The organism is Variovorax paradoxus (assembly GCF_040544635.1).
GTDB lineage: Bacteria > Pseudomonadota > Gammaproteobacteria > Burkholderiales > Burkholderiaceae_C > Variovorax > Variovorax paradoxus_R.
In genome coordinates this window covers 1-16,622 of record NZ_JBEPKJ010000021.1, presented here as the reverse complement: position 1 = coordinate 16,622, position 16,622 = coordinate 1, and the positions used below count along the sequence as shown (strand labels likewise).

Annotated in this window: 15 protein-coding genes; 7 read left to right on the top strand and 8 right to left on the bottom strand. The window is 67.0% G+C overall.

The genetic code is table 11. The annotated features are described in order from the left end of the window. Positions 1-27: 27 nt before the first annotated feature. Entirely contained in the window at positions 28-2,820 is a 2,793-nt protein-coding gene (gene secA, locus ABIC94_RS26555; protein ID WP_354376027.1) for a preprotein translocase subunit SecA, read from the bottom strand. A 192-nt stretch (positions 2,821-3,012) separates the two neighbouring features. Between secA and ABIC94_RS26550 the strand changes: the two genes are divergently transcribed. After that, positions 3,013-3,321 (top strand): hypothetical protein, encoded by a 309-nt coding sequence (locus ABIC94_RS26550; RefSeq protein ID WP_354376026.1) that lies wholly within the window; start codon positions 3,013-3,015, stop codon positions 3,319-3,321. A gap of 17 nt (positions 3,322-3,338) precedes the next feature. Here the strand turns inward: ABIC94_RS26550 and ABIC94_RS26545 are convergent, their stop codons facing one another. Then, the gene (locus ABIC94_RS26545; protein WP_354376025.1) at positions 3,339-4,319 is read right to left on the bottom strand and encodes a Bug family tripartite tricarboxylate transporter substrate binding protein; all 981 of its coding nucleotides are present in this window, start codon (positions 4,317-4,319) and stop codon (positions 3,339-3,341) included. Positions 4,320-4,349: 30 nt separating this feature from the next. Next, positions 4,350-5,561 (bottom strand): pyridoxal-phosphate dependent enzyme, encoded by a 1,212-nt coding sequence (locus tag ABIC94_RS26540; protein ID WP_354376024.1) that lies wholly within the window; start codon positions 5,559-5,561, stop codon positions 4,350-4,352. A gap of 99 nt (positions 5,562-5,660) precedes the next feature. On the opposite strand from ABIC94_RS26540, the gene ABIC94_RS26535 reads away from it, so the two are divergent. Then, positions 5,661-6,581, top strand: coding sequence for a LysR substrate-binding domain-containing protein (locus ABIC94_RS26535; protein ID WP_354376023.1), 921 nt, complete (start codon positions 5,661-5,663; stop codon positions 6,579-6,581). A 12-nt stretch (positions 6,582-6,593) separates the two neighbouring features. Here the strand turns inward: ABIC94_RS26535 and ABIC94_RS26530 are convergent, their stop codons facing one another. The 3 genes from ABIC94_RS26530 to ABIC94_RS26520 form a co-directional block, all read right to left on the bottom strand. Further along, positions 6,594-7,301, bottom strand: coding sequence for a hypothetical protein (locus ABIC94_RS26530; protein WP_354376022.1), 708 nt, complete (start codon positions 7,299-7,301; stop codon positions 6,594-6,596). Positions 7,302-7,405: 104 nt separating this feature from the next. Further along, positions 7,406-8,494, bottom strand: a complete 1,089-nt coding sequence (locus ABIC94_RS26525; protein ID WP_354376069.1) for a response regulator transcription factor — start codon at positions 8,492-8,494, stop codon at positions 7,406-7,408. Between the two features lie 25 nt (positions 8,495-8,519). After that, entirely contained in the window at positions 8,520-12,149 is a 3,630-nt protein-coding gene (locus ABIC94_RS26520; protein WP_354376021.1) for an ATP-binding protein, read from the bottom strand. A 105-nt stretch (positions 12,150-12,254) separates the two neighbouring features. Here ABIC94_RS26520 and ABIC94_RS26515 point away from each other — a divergent pair, with 105 nt between their 5' ends. Genes ABIC94_RS26515 through ureC form a run of 4 tightly spaced genes read left to right on the top strand, consistent with a single transcriptional unit; the run spans position 12,255 to position 15,254 of the window. Continuing rightward, positions 12,255-12,557 (top strand): urease subunit gamma, encoded by a 303-nt coding sequence (locus tag ABIC94_RS26515; protein WP_015867014.1) that lies wholly within the window; start codon positions 12,255-12,257, stop codon positions 12,555-12,557. A 28-nt stretch (positions 12,558-12,585) separates the two neighbouring features. Beyond that, a complete protein-coding gene (locus ABIC94_RS26510; protein ID WP_354376020.1) occupies positions 12,586-13,185 on the top strand; it encodes a HupE/UreJ family protein in 600 nt (199 codons plus the stop codon). A 17-nt stretch (positions 13,186-13,202) separates the two neighbouring features. Continuing rightward, complete coding sequence (locus ABIC94_RS26505; RefSeq protein WP_126746995.1) at positions 13,203-13,508, top strand: urease subunit beta; 306 nt, start codon at positions 13,203-13,205, stop codon at positions 13,506-13,508. A gap of 3 nt (positions 13,509-13,511) precedes the next feature. Further along, positions 13,512-15,254, top strand: a complete 1,743-nt coding sequence (gene ureC / locus ABIC94_RS26500; protein ID WP_354376019.1) for an urease subunit alpha — start codon at positions 13,512-13,514, stop codon at positions 15,252-15,254. Positions 15,255-15,266: 12 nt separating this feature from the next. Here ureC and ABIC94_RS26495 read toward each other — a convergent pair whose 3' ends face one another. Then, the gene (locus ABIC94_RS26495; RefSeq protein WP_354376018.1) at positions 15,267-15,659 is read right to left on the bottom strand and encodes a type II toxin-antitoxin system death-on-curing family toxin; all 393 of its coding nucleotides are present in this window, start codon (positions 15,657-15,659) and stop codon (positions 15,267-15,269) included. Continuing rightward, entirely contained in the window at positions 15,656-15,880 is a 225-nt protein-coding gene (locus ABIC94_RS26490; protein ID WP_354376017.1) for an AbrB/MazE/SpoVT family DNA-binding domain-containing protein, read from the bottom strand. The genes ABIC94_RS26495 and ABIC94_RS26490 overlap by 4 nt, the downstream gene beginning before the upstream one ends. Before the next feature lie 64 nt (positions 15,881-15,944). Here ABIC94_RS26490 and ureE point away from each other — a divergent pair, with 64 nt between their 5' ends. Further along, complete coding sequence (gene ureE, locus ABIC94_RS26485) at positions 15,945-16,523, top strand: urease accessory protein UreE (RefSeq protein ID WP_354376016.1); 579 nt, start codon at positions 15,945-15,947, stop codon at positions 16,521-16,523. Positions 16,524-16,622 lie beyond the last annotated feature (99 nt).

The window sequence follows — 16,622 nt, the reverse complement described above, 5'->3', positions numbered from 1 at the left end:
AGTGGTTTCTTTTCGGGAGTTTCTGGGTCAGCTGAGCTTGCCGTGGCAGTGCTTGAATTTCTTGCCGCTGCCGCAAGGGCATGGATCGTTACGGCCGACGCGCGCAAAGGCGGCGGCTTCGGCGCCGAGCGTGCCGAGCCCCAGTCCCGCGGCCGCGATGCGGCGCTGGTTTTCCTCGTCGACGCGGATCTCGACCTCGCCGGTCTCGGTCGGCGCGCTGTAGGTGATGTTCGAGACGTTCTCGCCGCGGCTCTCGAGCGCATCGGCCGCCTGCTCGAGCTGCTCGCCCGACTGCACGCGCACCGTCATGAGCTGGCGCGTGACCTCGTTCTTGACCGAGTCGAGCAGTTGGCCGAAGAGCTCGAAGGCTTCGCGCTTGTATTCCTGCTTGGGCTGCTTTTGCGCATAGCCGCGCAGGTGAATGCCCTGGCGCAGGTAGTCGAGCGAAGCCAGGTGTTCGCGCCAGTGCGTGTCGATGCTCTGCAGCAGCACCATGCGTTCGAACTGGGTGAAGTTTTCCTGGCCGATCAGCGCCACCTTGGCATCGAAGCTGTCGTTGGCGGTCTTGACCACCTTGTCGACGAGGTCGTTGTCGTCCACGGCCTCGGCCGCCTCGATGTCCTTCTTCAGGGGCATGTCGATGCCCCACTCGTTGAACAGCGTCTTCTCGAGCCCCGCCAGGTCCCACTGTTCCTCGACCGATTCGGCCGGCACGTATTGCCGCACGAGATCGATGAAGCAGCCTTCGCGCAGCGCCGCGATCTGCGCCGTGAGGTCGGCCGCGTCGAGGATGTCGTTGCGCTGCTGGTAGATCACCTTGCGCTGGTCGTTCGACACGTCGTCGTATTCGAGCAGCTGCTTGCGGATGTCGAAATTGCGCGCCTCGACCTTGCGCTGCGCGCTTTCGATGCTGCGCGTGACGATGCCCGCTTCGATGGCTTCGCCGTCGGGCATCTTGAGGCGGTCCATGATCGCCTTCACGCGGTCGCCCGCGAAGATGCGCATCAGCGGATCGTCCAGGCTCAGGTAGAAGCGCGAGGAGCCCGGGTCGCCCTGGCGGCCCGAACGGCCGCGCAGCTGGTTGTCGATGCGGCGCGACTCATGGCGCTCGGTCGCGATGATGCGCAGGCCGCCGAGCGACTTGACGAATTCGTGGTCCTTGGTCCATTCGGCGCGAACGTGCGCGATGTCGACCTCTTTGGTGGCGTCGTCGCGGCCTTCGTCGTTCTCGATCGCCTCGATCATCTTCTCGATGTTGCCGCCCAGCACGATGTCGGTACCGCGGCCGGCCATGTTGGTCGCGATGGTGATCATCTTCGTGCGGCCGGCCTGCGCCACGATGTCGGCTTCGCGCGCATGCTGCTTGGCGTTGAGCACCTGGTGCGGCAGCCCCGCCTTCGTGAGCAGGCCGTCGATGATTTCGGAATTCTCGATCGACGAGGTCCCCACCAGCACCGGCTGGCCGCGCTCGTAGCACTCGCGGATGTCCTGGATTGCCGCTTCGTATTTCTCACGCGTGGTCTTGTAGACGCGGTCGAGCTGGTCGTCGCGCTTGCTGATGCGGTTCGGCGGAATGATGACCGTCTCGAGGCCGTAGATTTCCTGGAACTCGTAGGCCTCGGTGTCGGCCGTGCCGGTCATGCCGGCCAGCTTGCCGTACAGGCGGAAGTAGTTCTGGAAGGTGATGGAAGCGAGCGTCTGGTTCTCGGCCTGGATCTGCACGCCTTCCTTGGCTTCCACGGCCTGGTGCAGGCCGTCGCTCCAGCGGCGGCCCGTCATCAGCCGGCCGGTGAATTCGTCGACGATGACCACTTCACCCTGCTGCACCACGTAATGCTGGTCGCGGTGGTACAGGTGCCGTGCACGCAGCGCGGCGTTCAGATGGTGCATCAGCGTGATGTTGGCCGGGTCGTAGAGCGAAGCGCCTTCGGGCAGCAGCTTGAATTCGGACAGCAACTGCTCGGCTTTTTCGTGGCCGTCTTCGGTCAGGAACACCTGGTGGGTCTTTTCGTCGACCGTGAAGTCGCCCGGCACCGTCACGCCTTCACCCGTGCGCGGATCGGCCTCGCCTTCCTGCTTGGTCAGCAGGGGCACCACCTTGTTGATGGCCAAGTAGAGGTCGGTATGGTCTTCGGCCTGGCCGCTGATGATCAGCGGCGTGCGGGCTTCGTCGATCAGGATGGAGTCCACCTCGTCGACGATGGCGTAGTTCAGGCTGCGCTGAACCCGGTCGCCCGGCTCGTACACCATGTTGTCGCGCAGGTAGTCGAAGCCGTATTCGTTGTTGGTGCCGTACGTGATGTCGCTGCCGTAGGCCTGCTGTTTTTCCTCGCGCGGCATCTGCGGCAGGTTGATACCCACCGTCAGGCCCAGGAAGTTGTACAGGCGGCCCATCCACTGGGCGTCGCGGTTGGCGAGGTAGTCGTTCACCGTGACCACGTGCACACCCTGGCCCGACAGGGCGTTCAGGTACACCGGCAGCGTGGCGGTCAGCGTCTTGCCTTCGCCGGTGCGCATTTCGGCGATCTTGCCGTTGTGAAGCGCCATGCCGCCGAGCAGCTGCACGTCGAAGTGGCGCATCTTCATGACGCGCTTGGAACCTTCGCGCACGGTGGCAAAGGCTTCGGGCAGCAGGGCATCGAGGGTTTCGCCCTTGGCGATGCGGTCCTTGAACTCCTGAGTCTTGGCGCGGAGCCCGTCGTCAGTGAGCTTCTCGAACTCGGGTTCGAGCGCATTGATGCGTTCTACCGTCTTGCGATACTGCTTGAGGAGCCGGTCGTTGCGACTGCCGAAAATCTGGGTCAGGAAGTTGGTTGCCATTGGCGTGGAGATGGGCGGGCACCTGACTCGACAGGCACTGCGACCGGATTCCCTAAGATATGGTGAAAGCAGTTGGGCGCGCCTTCTTCGAATGCAAGCCTCGAAAGCAAGCGGCTCCAGACCGGATCTGCCGGCGCAAGCGTCGGCAAACCGGGCATTTTAGCTGCCCTTGTTCCACCCTCCGGATTACCCATGAATCGCCGCTCCGCCCCGCCCTTCACGTTGCAGCAGGCCGCCGAAGGTTCGCCCACCCTGGCGAGCCTGATTGCCCGTGCGCGCGACGCGGGCGACCGGCTGCGGGCCGTGGAGGGATTGATCCCACCCGCCATGCGCCCGGCCGTCCAGGCGGGCCCGGCCGAAGGCGATGTGTGGTGCCTGCTGGTCAACGGCAGCGCCGCGGCCGCCAAGCTGCGCCAGTTGTCCCCCATGCTGGTCAGCCGGCTGCAGAACAAGGGCTGGGACGTGAAGACGATCCGGATCAAGGTGCAATCCGGCCGCTGAAATAAAATCGGCCTGGCCTATTGCGGCTGAAGGCCGATGTCGCGCGCCACCTTCTGCCAGCGCTCGGCTTCCGCGCGCATGAAAGCCCGCAGCTCACCCGTGGTGGAACCCTTCAACTGCACGCCGAGCACCGCCATGCGTTCCTTCACCGACGGATGGTCCAGCGCCGCGATCGCCTCGCGCCGCAGCCGCTCGATCACATCCAGCGGCGTGGTGGCGGGCGCCACCATGGCCCACCACTGGTCGATCTCCAGACCCTTGAGCCCGCTCTCCGCCAGGGCAGCCACATCCTTGAGGCCCGGAATGTTCACGTGCTGCGTGCTCGTCACCAGCAGCGGGCGGATCCTGTTGGCGCCCAGGAGGCTGGAACCGCTGGCCAGCGTCGCGAAGTGCCCGGCTACCGTGCCCGCCGCGACGTCGGTGAGCGCCGGCGCCGAGCCGCGATAGGGAACCATGTTGAAGTTGATCTTCGTGCGGCTCGCCAGCAGTTCGGCCGCCAGATGGCTCACCGAGCCGGCGCCGCTGTGCGCAATGGCCGGCGGCATCGGCCGGGCGGCCGCCGCCTTGATGAAGGTCTTGAAATCCCGGCTGTCGTCGTCCATGCCCGCAAAGAAGACGAGGGGCGACGTGCCGATCATCGTCACCGGCGTGAAGTCGCGCAGCAGGTCGTAGGGCAACCGTGTCGTTACCGCGGGCGCAATGGCGTGCGGCAACTCGACGATGGCCAGCGTGTAGCCGTCGGGCGCGGCCTTGGCCGCTGCCTCGGTGCCGATCTGGCCGGCGGCGCCGGGCCGGTTGTCGACGATCACCGAGCTGCCGATCGTCTGGCTCATGCGCTGCGCCATGGCGCGTGCAATGGCGTCGGTGCTGCCGCCGGCTGCCCACGGCACGATCAGCTTGATGGGCTTGTCGGGAAAGGCCGCCCAGGCGCGCTGCGCCGTGGTGAAGAGGGCGGCCGAACCGGCAGCCAGGAAGGCGCGGCGTTGCATTGCTTGCATGGTTTCGATTCCTTCTGGGTGGCTCGGACTTCAGACGGCGTGGTCGGGCCAACTCGGGTCGCGCGAGGCGTTGGCGGTGAGCATCAGCACCACGTGGGCATCGCGGGCAATGGCATTGCTTTCGCGCAGCTGGCGCAGGGCGTCCAGTCCGGCCGCCGCGCACAGTTCGGCGCTCACGCCGGCGGCCGTGAGCTTTCGCCGGGCCGCGCGGGCCTGGTCGTCGCTCACCACCACCGCGCCACCGCCCGAGGCGACGGCAGCCTGCCACTGCAGGAAGGTCACGGTGGACCCGGCGGTGGAAAACTGCGCGGTGTGGCCGGGGTAGTTGCCGTTGAGCGCGCCGCCGGCAAGCACGCGCGAGAGGCGCGCAAAAGGCTCCACCAGCCAGAGCCGCGGCAAACGCGAAATGCGCCCGGCGGCCAGCAGGTCGCGAAAGCCCGCGTGGATGCCCCAGGCCAGATCGCCCCGGGCGGTGGGGATCACGATGTGATCGGGCAAGCCGCCCTCCGCCAGGCACTCCAGGGCAATGGGCTTGTAGCCCTCGATCGCCAGCGGCGCGCTTCCCAATGCGGGCAAGCGGTAATTGGTCAGCGCGAAATAGTCCGGATGTTGTGAGCGCTCACGCACAAAAGCCCAGCGGCCGGCGTTGTCGGCAAAGATGTAGCGCCGGGCACCGAGGGCGTCGAGCTGCCGTGCATAGGCTGCTGGCAGGCCTTCATAGGTTGCCACTTCGCAGCCCAGGCCTGCGGCCCAGGCATAGTGCGCCGCCGAGATCGCGGCATTGCCCGAAGAGGCCAGCACCAGCGTGCGGGCACCGAAGTCCAGCGCCTGGGCCACGCCCACGGCCGTCATGCGGTCCTTGTGCGAGCCGGTGGGGTTGCCCGATTCATCCTTGAGTGCGAGCCGCGCCACGCCAAGCTGACGCGCCAGTTCCGGCATCTCCAGCAGTGGCGTACCGCCCTCGCCCAGCGTGAAGCCCGGTGCGTAGGGCATGGGTAGGGGGCTGCCGCTGTCGGGCCGGTAGTCGGCGCGCAAACCGGCATGAACGCCCATGGCGCGGCAGGCCGGGCAGCCGTCGTTCGCCAGTGTGAGCGGATAAGGGGCATCGCAGCGCAGGCACCGAAAGCCCTGCAATCGGGGATTTCTCACCGGGCGCGACGGACGAGCCCGCGCGGCGCCTGGCGATTCGGCGGGCGGCTCGGAGGGCGAGGCGAACTTGAAGTGCATTACAGGCGCAGGCATTTTTCAGGCGGTCTTGGGTAGGAAGTCGTGCCGAAATCTTAGGCATCTGGCAATAAAATCATCTAGCTTGAAATACTCAAGCGATAACAAAATTTATCGATGCGTTTCACCGAAATAGAGACGTTCCGGGCCCTGATGCGCGCCAGCTCCACCCGCAAGGCCGCGGCGTTGCTGCATGTGACGCAACCCGCCGTCAGCCAGTCGCTCAAGCGGCTCGAGGCGCAGGCCGGCATGCTCCTGTTCCAGCGCACCGGTGGGCGGCTGGTGCCCACGCCCGAGGCGCGCGCGTTGTGGACCGAGGTGGAGCGCGTCTTCATCGGCATGGACGCCATCGAGCACCGCATGCGCAGCCTGCGCGACTTCGGCACCAACCAGCTCGAGCTCAGTTGCTACCCGGCCTTCGGTCTCGGCTTCATGCCCCGTGCGCTGGAACGCCTGAAAGCGCACCGGGTCGACAGGCCCTGGCCGCAGGTGTCGCTGCAGGTGCTCAGCTCCAAGGACGTGCGCGACCGCGTGGCCTTGGGCGTCTCCGATTTCGGCCTGATGGCCGACGAACTGCCGCTCGAAGGCATCGAGCACTCGACCTTCGCGCGGTTTCCCGGTGTGATCGTGATGCCGCAAGGCCATGCACTGGCGCGCTTCAAGTGCATCGAGCCGGAGCAACTCGCCGAGGCGCCCTTCCTGGCCCTGAATCCCGAAGACCCTTCGCACCGCGGGCTCGAAATCGCCCTTGCCGAACGGGGCGCGGCACTTCGCGTGATGGTGCAGACGCCCTACGCGGCCAGCGTGTGCGAGATGGCCGTGCGCGGGCTGGGCGTGGGGCTGGTCAACCCGATCACCGCCCTCGACTACGCGGACCGCGGCCTCGTGGTGCGCCGGCTCTCGGTCGACGTATTCTTTACCTGCGTGCTGGCCCTGCCCGCGGGCAAGGTGCTTTCCACCACCGCCCGCGACTTCCTTTCGCTCATGCGCCAGCAACTGGCGGAAGACGAGAAGCGCATTCAGCGCTACCTGCGCTGATTCCGCACGGGCTTACTTCCAGGCGAACGCTTGGTTCAGCCCCACGACGAAGCCCCGCACGCCCTGCGGTCCCGTCCGGGAAGCGCTGACATCCACGCTGATCAGCGGCGTGAGGCTGAAGCGGCCGCCGATGCGCGAGGTCCAGACGCCCGAGGCGCGGTTGCGCTCCGCGATGAGCGACACCTTGTCGTCGAGCGCCCACTCGGCAGCCAGCCCGCCGCGCGGCGTGCGAACCCCGGTGCCGGTGGCCCAGTCGGCCCCGACGTTGGCATGAATCTGCAGGCTGCCCGTCGGGCGCCACGTGACCGGCAGCACGAATTGGCCGCCCGCACGGCCGCCGCGCGTCAGGTCGAACAAGGCACCGGCCGACAGCGCCGCGCTCAGCGGCGCATCGGCCGCCGGTCCGAAGAAGTTCCATTTGAGCTGCGGCCCGGCGGTGACCGAATGCACGCCCTGCGCCGAAAGCCGGTCCAGGTTCAGCCCCAGTTCGACAGGCCCCACGCGGCAGGAGGGGCCGATGTGCAAGCCGGTTACCGGCTCCGGGCCGGTGCGGCCCCACCACGTCTCGTACTGGCATTGGCCCACATCGAGCGTGCCCGCATCGTCGACGTCGAAATGGCCTGCAGCCCGCGCTCCCGCGCTTGCCAGAAGGCAGGCCACCACCAGCAGCCGGGCGGGTTGCGGGCGTCGAATTGTTGTTTTGCGCTTGTTGTCTTTCATCGCCGGCCTCGCCAAGGACTCGCGCATTCTAGGGACGGCGAAAGTCGCCGCCATGACCCGGCTCGACGGGCCTGCGAGAGCCCGGTGCTCGTCGCGCGCAGCCTTCAGATTTCGAATTGCGGCTGAAGCTCGCGGATGCGCTTGATGGCTACGCCGGCCGCTGCCGTACGGGTTTCGACGCCGAGCTTCACGTACACCCGCTCCAGGTGCTTCTTGGCCGTGGCGGGGCTGCTGCCGAGAATTTCGCCGATGTCCTTGTTGGTCTTGCCCTTCACCACCCAGTAGAGCACCTCGGCCTCGCGCGCCGTGAGCTTCAGGCTCAGGCTCATGGCCTCGATCACGGCGGTGTCGGAGACCTCGCGCATGACGATCATCCATTCGTCGCCGTCATCGTCCTGCCCTGTTTGCCGATGCAGGCGAAGGCTGAGACTGCTCGCGCTCGAAGAGGCCCCCACGCTCGGCACTGCGTGTCCTCGCTGCCCCCCTGGGGGGCTGCTCGCGCCTTGGGGCGGCCCGGCGGCGCTCAGCGGGATGGAAAGCACCGGCGGTTCGATCCCCTGCTGCCTGGCATCGGGCGCGTGGCGCCGCAGCCATTCGAGCACCACGGGCGGTGTTTCGGGCGCGCGGGTGTCGCAATAACGCTCCAGCAGCTCGCGCGCGAGCGCCGTCTGCCAGATCAGCCGGCCCTCGGGCAGGCGCACGGTAATGCTGGCGTAGCCGAAAGCGTCGAGCGCATTGCGCGCCTGGCCGGCCTGGCGTGCGTCCTGCCGGGCGCGGCGGGCGCCCTGCAGGTGCACGTTCATGCGGGCCAGTACTTCCTTGGGCTTGATCGGCTTGGTGACGTAGTCGACCCCGCCGGCCTCGAGCGCGGCCACCAGGTGCTCGGTTTCGGTGAGGCCGGTCATGAACACGATAGGAATGTGCGCCGTCGCGGCATCGGCCTTGAGCCGGCGCGCCACTTCGAAACCGTCGATGCCCGGCATCATCGCGTCGAGCAGCACGATGTCGGGGCGCGCCTGCGCGGCGCGCTGCAGCGCCTGCTCGCCGTTGGTGGCAATGAGCACGGTGTAGCCCGACTCGTCGAGTGCGTCGTGCAGCACCGCGAGGTTGTCGGGCACGTCGTCGACGATCAGCACCAGGTCGCCATTGGCGCCCTGTTCGCGCAACGTTTTCGCAAGCGGTGTGGTTTCCATGGAGGTCATGCCGGTCGCCATTTTTTCAGGCCGCGCTCACCGCGGCGGCAAGCGCCCGGCTCATGGCCTCGAACTGGAACTGCCGCGCAAGCACGCGCTGCGCCTCGGTCCATGCCATGCATTCGGGCTCTTCGGTGTCGATCTCGTCGAGCTGGTTCATGATGCCGCGAAAGTAGCCCAGGCTCACCGCTTCGTCGAGTGCGCGCAGCCGGGCCAGCGAAGGCGCCTGCACGTCGCGCGGCGCGGCGGCGAGCGCCGGCTTGGCGGCCGTTTCTGTCCATTGCAGGCCGAGCCGGCGCTCGAGCCAGTCGAGCAGTTCGGTGTGCCGCACGGGCTTGACGAAGAAATCTTCGGGCGCAATGCCCACGTCGTTCTCCAGGCCCTTGTCGAAGGCATTGGCCGACACGATGGCCACCGGCGCATCGACCAGGCCGAGCTTGCGCGCGCGGCGAATCGTCTCCCAGCCGTCGATGCCCGGCATGGCCAGGTCGACGAACATCGCGTCGGGCCGCAAGCCGGCTGCAATCAGGTCGAGCGCATCGTGGCCGCTGGCGGCGGTGCGCAGGTCGAAGCCGAGCGGCGCCAGCACATGGCCGAGCAGGTCGCGGTCGGCCTCCTCGTTGTCGACCACCAGCAGCCGCCGGCGCGGGCCTTCGTAGCCGCGCCGCACGCGCTGCACCGGAGCCGGCCGGCCCGAGGCGCCCACCGCCTCATGCACCCGCGGCAGAAAAAGCCGCACGCGGAAAAGCGAGCCTTCCCCGGGCGTGCTGCGCACCTTCATCTCCCCGCCCATCAGGTCGGTCAGCATCTTGGCGATGGTGAGGCCCAGTCCGGCGCCGGGGGTCGAAGAGGCGGCCGCGTCGCCGCGCGCAAAGGGTTCGAAGATGCGTTCGATGTCTTCGGCCGTCATGCCCGGCCCGGTGTCCTCGATTTCGACCGAGGCGAATTCGCGCGCATACGAAAGCCGCAGCGTCACTTCGCCCGCGGCCGTGAACTTGATGGCGTTGCCCAGCAGGTTGATCAATATCTGGCACACCCGCTTCTCGTCGGCGCGCACCACTTCCGGCAGCGCTCCCGCCGCCTCGAAGCGGAACCGCAGCCCCTTCTCGGCCGCCTGCAGCTCGAACATGTCGGCCAGCTCGCGCAGGGTGTCGGCAAAGCGCATGGGCCGTGCATGCAGGGTGAGCTTGCCGGCCTCGATGTGGGCAATGGCCAGCGTGCCTTCGATGAGCGACAGCAAGTGCTCGCCGCCGCGCTTGATCACCGCCACCGCCTGCTGGCGGTGCGGCGGCACCGACTGGTCTTCGCCCATCAACTGCGCATAGCCGAGGATGCTGTTGAGCGGCGTGCGCAGCTCGTGGCTGATGGCGCTGATGTAGCGGCTCTTGGCCTGGTTGGCCTGGTCGGCGGCGCGCCGGGCTTGCTCGGCCGCGAGCTTGGCCTGCTCGGCCACCTCGCGCGCCTCTTCCGCCGTCTGCTTGGCCGACTGCAGCGCCCGGTCGGTGGCGCGGTGCAACTCGATTTCGCGCATCAGCAGATGGGTCTGGCGGTTCGATTCTTCCTGCGCGACCTTGCGGCTCTGGTGCGCCAGCACCAGCCACCAGGCCACCACGCCCGCGATCACCAGCAGCGCCATGTAGGCCTTGAGAAAACCCGAGCGCAGCGACGACTGCTGCACGCCTGCCAGCGCTTCGGCGAGCTCCGACTGCGATGCGAGCTGCAGGGCGCTCTCGCTCAGCGCACGCAGCTCCTGCTGGTAGAGCACGCCGAACACCACCGCCAGCACCGGCACGATGATCAGCATCAACAAAAGGAAATGCCCGAGCCCCGTGTCGAGATAACGCCAGCTGAGGCGCGGCAGCAGCCAGCGCAGCGCCGACGACCACTGTGCCGAAAGGCTCGCATGCGGCTTGCACAGATCGCCGCAGCGCGCATCGAGCGTGCAGCACAGCGAGCAGATCGCCCCCTGGTAGGCCGGGCAATGGGCCATGTCGGGCCCCTCGTATTCGCGCTCGCAGATCACGCAGTGCTGCACCTTGAGGCGCTGGTAGCTGCCGTCCGCGCCGCGCTCGTCCACGTCGTTCTCGACGCGCGCCCACCGAACCGCGCGCGAGCCCTCTGCCGGCGCAAAAGGCACCGCGCCATGGGCCACCGAACCCCGCGCCAGGTAGTACTTGCCACCGGTCGCCCAGGCAATCAGCGGCGAAACCACAAGCGCCGTGCCGAGCGCGATGAGCGCCGAGAAAGCCTGCGCCAGCGGCCCGAAAACGCCCAGGTGGGCGGTGATGGAAAGCAGCGAAGCCAGCGCCATGGCACCGACACCCACCGGATTGATGTCCCACAGGTGCGCCCGCTTGAACTCGATGCCCGGCGGCGAAAGGCCCAGCGGTTTATTGATGACGAGGTCGGCCACCACGGCCATCATCCAGGCGATGGCAATGTTGGCGAAGAGGCCGAGCACGTCGCCCAACGCCTCGAACACGTTCATCTCCATCAGCATGAAGGCGATGAGCGCGTTGAAGACCACCCAGACCACGCGCCCCGGGTGGCTGTGCGCCACGCGCGAGAAGAAATTGCTCCACGCCAGCGAGCCCGCATACGCGTTGGTCACGTTGATCTTGAGCTGCGAAATCACCACGAACAGCGCGGTCGCGGCCACGGCCCAGCCGTAGTTGGGAAACACATACTCGTAGGCCGCCAGGTACATCTGGTTGGGATCGACCGCGCGCTCGACCGGCACCATGTGCGTGATGGCCAGGTAGGCCAGCAGCGCGCCGCCCAGCATCTTGAGCACGCCCAGCACCACCCAGCCAGGTCCGCCCGCCAGCACGCCCGCCCACCAGCGCCTGGCGCTCACGGCGGTGCGCGCGGGCATGAAGCGCAGGTAGTCGGCCTGCTCCCCCATTTGGGTGATCAGCGCGATGCCGACCGTCAGGGCAGCGCCAAACAGGTGCAAATCGAAACCTTTGGCACCCGTCTTGACACCGTTGTAGTGCACGATACCCGCGAATGCACCAGGATCGCGCACAAGCACGAAGACAAAAGGCACCACCAGCATCACCAGCCACAGCGGCTGGGTCCACAGCTGCAGCCGGCTGATGGCCGACACGCCGTGAGTGACCAGCGGAATCACCACCAGCGCGCACACCAGGTAGCCCCAGACCGGCGGCACGCCGAGGGCGAGTTCGAGCGCGTAGGCCATCACCGCCGCCTCGAGCGCGAAGAAGATGAAGGTGAACGACGCGTAGATGAGCGAGGTGAGCGTCGAGCCGATGTAGCCGAAGCCCGCGCCGCGCGTGAGCAGGTCCATGTCGACGCCGTAGCGGGCGGCATACACGCTGATCGGCACGCCCGCCAGAAAAATGATGAGGCCCGTGGCCACGATGGCCCAGAACGCATTGGCGAAGCCGTACTGCACCAGCAGCGTGGCGCCCACCGCCTCCAATATGAGGAACGACGCCGCGCCGAACGCCGTGTTGGCCACCCGCCATTCGGACCATTTTCTAAAGCGCTGCGGCGTGTAGCGCAGCGCGTAGTCCTCGAGCGTTTCGCTCGCCACCCAGCTGTTGTAGTCGCGCCGCACCTTGACGATGCGCTGCGGCGCGTCGTCTGGTGTGGTGGAAGTCTCGGCGGGGTTCACACCGTTTCGGTGCATCTTTCGTGCCATCCATACGTCTTTTGGCGAACACCGGCATGACTGTTGCAAAGCCGAAGCCTGCCCAATAATGGCCGACCTCCACGCCACCCGACGCTGCCTCCCATGGAACTGACCCCGCGCGAAAAAGACAAGCTGCTGATCTTCACCGCAGCACTGCTGGCCGAACGCCGCAAGGCGCGGGGGCTGAAGCTCAACTACCCCGAAGCCGTCGCGCTGATCTCCGCCGCCGTCATGGAAGGTGCCCGCGACGGAAAGAGCGTTGCGGCGCTCATGAGCGAGGGCCGAACGGTGCTCACCCGCGCCGACGTGATGGACGGCATCGCCGAGATGATTCCGGACATCCAGGTGGAAGCCACCTTCCCGGACGGCACCAAGCTGGTCACCGTTCACCAACCCATCGTCTGACTTTTCTCCAGAACAAGAAAGCCCTGTCATGCGCCACAACGCTTCCAAGACCCTTGCCCTCCTTGCCATGCTGCTGCCGCTCGCGGCCAGCGCCCACACCGGCGCCGACGGCGGCGTGCACCACGGCTTCACCACCGGCTTTCTGCACCCGCTCACGGGTGCGGACCACCTCGCCGCCATGGTCGCGGTCGGTCTCTGGAGCGCGCTGGCCGCGCGCCGCGCCTGGCCCGATCTGCTGTGGGCGCCGTTGGCGTTCGCGGGCATGCTGCTCGCAGGTGCGCTGATGGGGCTGGCGGGCGTGCAGTTGCCGGCGGTCGAACCGATGATCGCGGCCTCGCTGCTCGTGCTGGGCCTGCTGGTTGCAACGCGCACCCACCTGCCGGCCGCGGCAGCCGCGGCGGTGGTGGGCGTGTTCGCCATCTTCCACGGCGTGGCCCACGGCCACGAACTCGCGAGCGAACAGGGCGCGGCATTGACGCTGGCCGGCATGGTCGGCGCGACCGTGCTGCTGCACCTCGCGGGCATCGGACTCGGCTGGGCGCTGCGCCATGCCAATGCCTGGCTGCCGCGGGTCGCAGGCGCCGCGGTGGTGGCGCTGGGCGCGACGCTGCTCTCGCAGGCCGTCTGAAAAGGCGCCGCGACACCATGATTCCCGGCGAACTTTTTACCGACGACGGCGAGCACACGCTCAACCCCGGCCGCCGCACGCTCACGCTGGTGGTGCAGAACACCGCCGACCGGCCGATCCAGGTCGGCTCGCACTATCACTTCGCCGAGACCAACGGCGCGCTGGGCTTCGACCGCGAGGCCGCGCGCGGCATGCGGCTGAACATCGCCTCGGGCGCAGCGGTGCGCTTCGAGCCGGGCCAGCAGCGCACGGTCGAGCTGGTCGATTTTTCGGGCGACCGCGTCGTCTACGGCTTTCGCGGCCTCGTTCAAGGAAAGCTCTAAGCCATGGCAACGATTGGAAGGCGTGCGTACGCCGAGATCTTCGGCCCGACCGTGGGCGACCGGGTTCGCCTCGCGGACACCGATCTGCTGATCGAAGTCGAAGCCGACTACACGCTGCGCGCAGGCGGCTACGGCGAAGAAGTCAAGTTCGGCGGCGGCAAGACCATTCGCGACGGCATGGCCCAGTCGCAGCGCACGCGTGACGGCCAGGGCAGCGGACCGACCGCCGGCGGCGCCGTCGACACCGTGCTGACCAACGCGCTGATCCTCGACCACTGGGGCATCGTCAAGGCCGACATCGGCCTGAAGGGCGGCCGCATTGCCGCCATCGGCAAGGCCGGCAACCCCGACGTGCAGCCGGGCGTGGACATCGTCATTGGCCCGGGTACCGAGATCATCAGCTGCGAGGGCAACATCGTCACCGCAGGCGGCATCGACAGCCACATTCACTTCATCTGCCCGCAGCAGATCGAGGAAGCACTCGCTTCGGGCGTGACCACCATGCTGGGCGGCGGCACCGGCCCGGCCACCGGCACCTTCGCAACCACCGCCACCCCCGGCCCCTGGCACATCGAGCGCATGCTGCAGGCGGCCGATGCGTTTCCCATGAACCTGGGCTTCCTGGGCAAGGGCAACGCCAGCCTGCCCGATGCGCTGCACGAGCAGATCGAGGCCGGCGTCATGGGCCTGAAGCTGCACGAAGATTGGGGCACCACGCCCTCCGCCATCAGCAACTGCCTGGACGTGGCCGACGCCACCGACACGCAGGTGGCGATCCACAGCGACACGCTCAACGAGTCGGGCTTTGTCGAGAACACCATCGCCGCCGTGGGCGGCCGTTCGATCTGCGCCTTTCATACCGAAGGCGCCGGCGGCGGCCATGCGCCCGACATCCTGCGCGTGGTGGGCGAGGACAACTTCCTGCCCTCTTCCACCAACCCCACCATGCCCTACACCGTGAACACGCTCGACGAACACGTCGACATGCTCATGGTGTGCCACCACCTGGACGCCGGTATTGCCGAGGACCTGGCCTTTGCCGAGTCGCGCATCCGCAAGGAAACCATTGCCGCCGAAGACGTGCTGCACGACCTGGGCGCCATCAGCATGTTCAGCTCCGACAGCCAGGCCATGGGCCGCGTGGGCGAGGTGGTGCTGCGCTGCTGGCAAACGGCGCACAAGATGAAGCTGCAGCGCGGCAAGCTGCCGGAAGACAACGAGCGCAACGACAACTTCCGCGCCAAGCGCTACGTGGCCAAGTACACGATCAACCCCGCCATTGCGCACGGCATTGCGCACGAAGTGGGCTCGCTCGAGGTCGGCAAGTGGGCCGACATCGTGATCTGGAAACCGGCCTTCTTCGGCGTGAAGCCCTTCACGCTCATCAAGGGCGGCACCATCGCCATGGCCGCCATGGGCGACCCCAACGCGTCGATTCCCACGCCGCAGCCGGTGCACTACCGCCCGATGTTCGGCAGCTACGGCGGCTCGCTCGCCAAAAGCTCGCTCACTTTTGTGTCACAGGCCGGCTTGGCGGCGGGCATCAAGGAGCGCTACGGCCTGGCGAAGCATCTCAGCGCGGTGAAGAACATCCGCAACGTGCGCAAGAAGGATCTGATCCACAACGGCTACACACCGAAAATGGAGATCGATGCGCAGACCTATGCGGTGCGCGCCGATGGGCATCTGCTGACCTGCGACCCGGCGGTGCAGCTGCCGCTGACGCAGCGCTACTTTCTGTTCTAGATGCCGCGGGCCTCAGGCCGAACGGGGCACCATGTGGGCGCGGATCCAGCTGGCAAAGCTGCTTTCGTCCATGACGCTGGCGGCCACGTCGAACATCACCAGCGTGGCCTCGGCTTGCATCGCCACCAGCCGCTGGCCGTTCAGCGCAAGGAACAGACCCACCGACAGGAATGCCACGCGCTTGTTGCCGTCGACGAACGGATGGTTCTTGGCCAATCCCACGCCGTAGGCCGCCGCGAGATCGGCCACGTCGGGCGATCCGTAGCTCACAAGGTGGAGCGGGCGCGCCAGAGACGACTGCAACATCGTTTCGTCGCGCAGCCCCGAGGCCCCGCCGTGCTCCGCAAGGCTTTCATCATGCAGCAGGATCAAGGTGCGCCTGTCGATCCAGCGCCAGGCGCTCATTTGGCGAGCTGGTGGAAGGTGTCGCGGAATTCACGCATGAATTCGCGGCCCAGCCTCAGCTGTTCTTCGACATCGGGGTCGTACGGCGTCAAGGTGATGCCATTGGCAGCCTCGGTCAGAAACAGCGTATCGCCCTTTTCTACCTTGAGCCGGGCCAGCACTTCCTTGGGAAGAATCACCCCGACGGAATTGCCGATCTGGGTCAATTTGAGTGCCGACATGAAGAACTCCGAAGTTATAACAACCGTTATATTATCGACGTCTTCCCGCTGAAAGCAAGTCTCCATGCTCATCGCCAACAAACTCATGCCCCAGGGCCGCGGCCTCGCGCCCGTTCTGCTGAAGCGCGCCGCCACCATCGAACTCGATTGGGACGTGCGCCAGAAAAGCCGCTTCGACGCCACCGATTCGCAAGGCCGGCAGATCGGCGTGTTCCTGCCGCGCGGCACTGCGGTGCGCGGCGGCGACGTGCTGGTGGCGGAAGACGGCTCGCTGGTGCGCGTCATCGCCGCGCCGCAGCCGGTGCTGCGCATCACGCATTGCACAGCCCACGGCACGCCGTTCGACTTGACGCGCGCGGCCTATCACCTGGGCAACCGGCATGTGCCGATCGAGTTGAAGCCCGACCACCTGAAAATCGAACCCGACCATGTGCTGGCCGACATGCTGCGTTCGATGCACCTGATCGTCGTCGCGGTCGAGGAAGCGTTCGAGCCTGAGGGCGGCGCTTATGGATCACACGAGCATTCGCACGGCGCTGGCCACAGCCATGACCACGCGCACGACCATGGTCACTCGCATGCAAAAGGCCCCAAGCCGCTGGTGCTTGCACCGGAGCTGCTCGACGATCACGACCATGCGTGATTCAGGGCGCGCTCCCGCCGACGGGGTACCTTGCTCCGCGAATGTCCCCCGGCCTGCGGCCTCCTCCTTTATTTCGCTGCGCAAGGCACCCCATCGACG

Coding starts and splice junctions, on each gene's coding strand:
- secA (WP_354376027.1), bottom strand. CDS start 2,820: ATGGCAACCAACTTCCTGACCCAGATTTTCGGCAGTCGCAACGACCGG.
- ABIC94_RS26490 (WP_354376017.1), bottom strand. CDS start 15,880: ATGTCGGCACTCAAATTGACCCAGATCGGCAATTCCGTCGGGGTGATT.
- ABIC94_RS26525 (WP_354376069.1), bottom strand. CDS start 8,494: ATGGAAACCACACCGCTTGCGAAAACGTTGCGCGAACAGGGCGCCAAT.
- ABIC94_RS26505 (WP_126746995.1), top strand. CDS start 13,203: ATGATTCCCGGCGAACTTTTTACCGACGACGGCGAGCACACGCTCAAC.
- ABIC94_RS26510 (WP_354376020.1), top strand. CDS start 12,586: ATGCGCCACAACGCTTCCAAGACCCTTGCCCTCCTTGCCATGCTGCTG.
- ureE (WP_354376016.1), top strand. CDS start 15,945: ATGCTCATCGCCAACAAACTCATGCCCCAGGGCCGCGGCCTCGCGCCC.
- ABIC94_RS26540 (WP_354376024.1), bottom strand. CDS start 5,561: ATGCCTGCGCCTGTAATGCACTTCAAGTTCGCCTCGCCCTCCGAGCCG.
- ABIC94_RS26535 (WP_354376023.1), top strand. CDS start 5,661: ATGCGTTTCACCGAAATAGAGACGTTCCGGGCCCTGATGCGCGCCAGC.
- ABIC94_RS26520 (WP_354376021.1), bottom strand. CDS start 12,149: ATGCACCGAAACGGTGTGAACCCCGCCGAGACTTCCACCACACCAGAC.
- ABIC94_RS26530 (WP_354376022.1), bottom strand. CDS start 7,301: ATGAAAGACAACAAGCGCAAAACAACAATTCGACGCCCGCAACCCGCC.
- ABIC94_RS26495 (WP_354376018.1), bottom strand. CDS start 15,659: ATGAGCGCCTGGCGCTGGATCGACAGGCGCACCTTGATCCTGCTGCAT.
- ureC (WP_354376019.1), top strand. CDS start 13,512: ATGGCAACGATTGGAAGGCGTGCGTACGCCGAGATCTTCGGCCCGACC.
- ABIC94_RS26550 (WP_354376026.1), top strand. CDS start 3,013: ATGAATCGCCGCTCCGCCCCGCCCTTCACGTTGCAGCAGGCCGCCGAA.
- ABIC94_RS26545 (WP_354376025.1), bottom strand. CDS start 4,319: ATGCAAGCAATGCAACGCCGCGCCTTCCTGGCTGCCGGTTCGGCCGCC.
- ABIC94_RS26515 (WP_015867014.1), top strand. CDS start 12,255: ATGGAACTGACCCCGCGCGAAAAAGACAAGCTGCTGATCTTCACCGCA.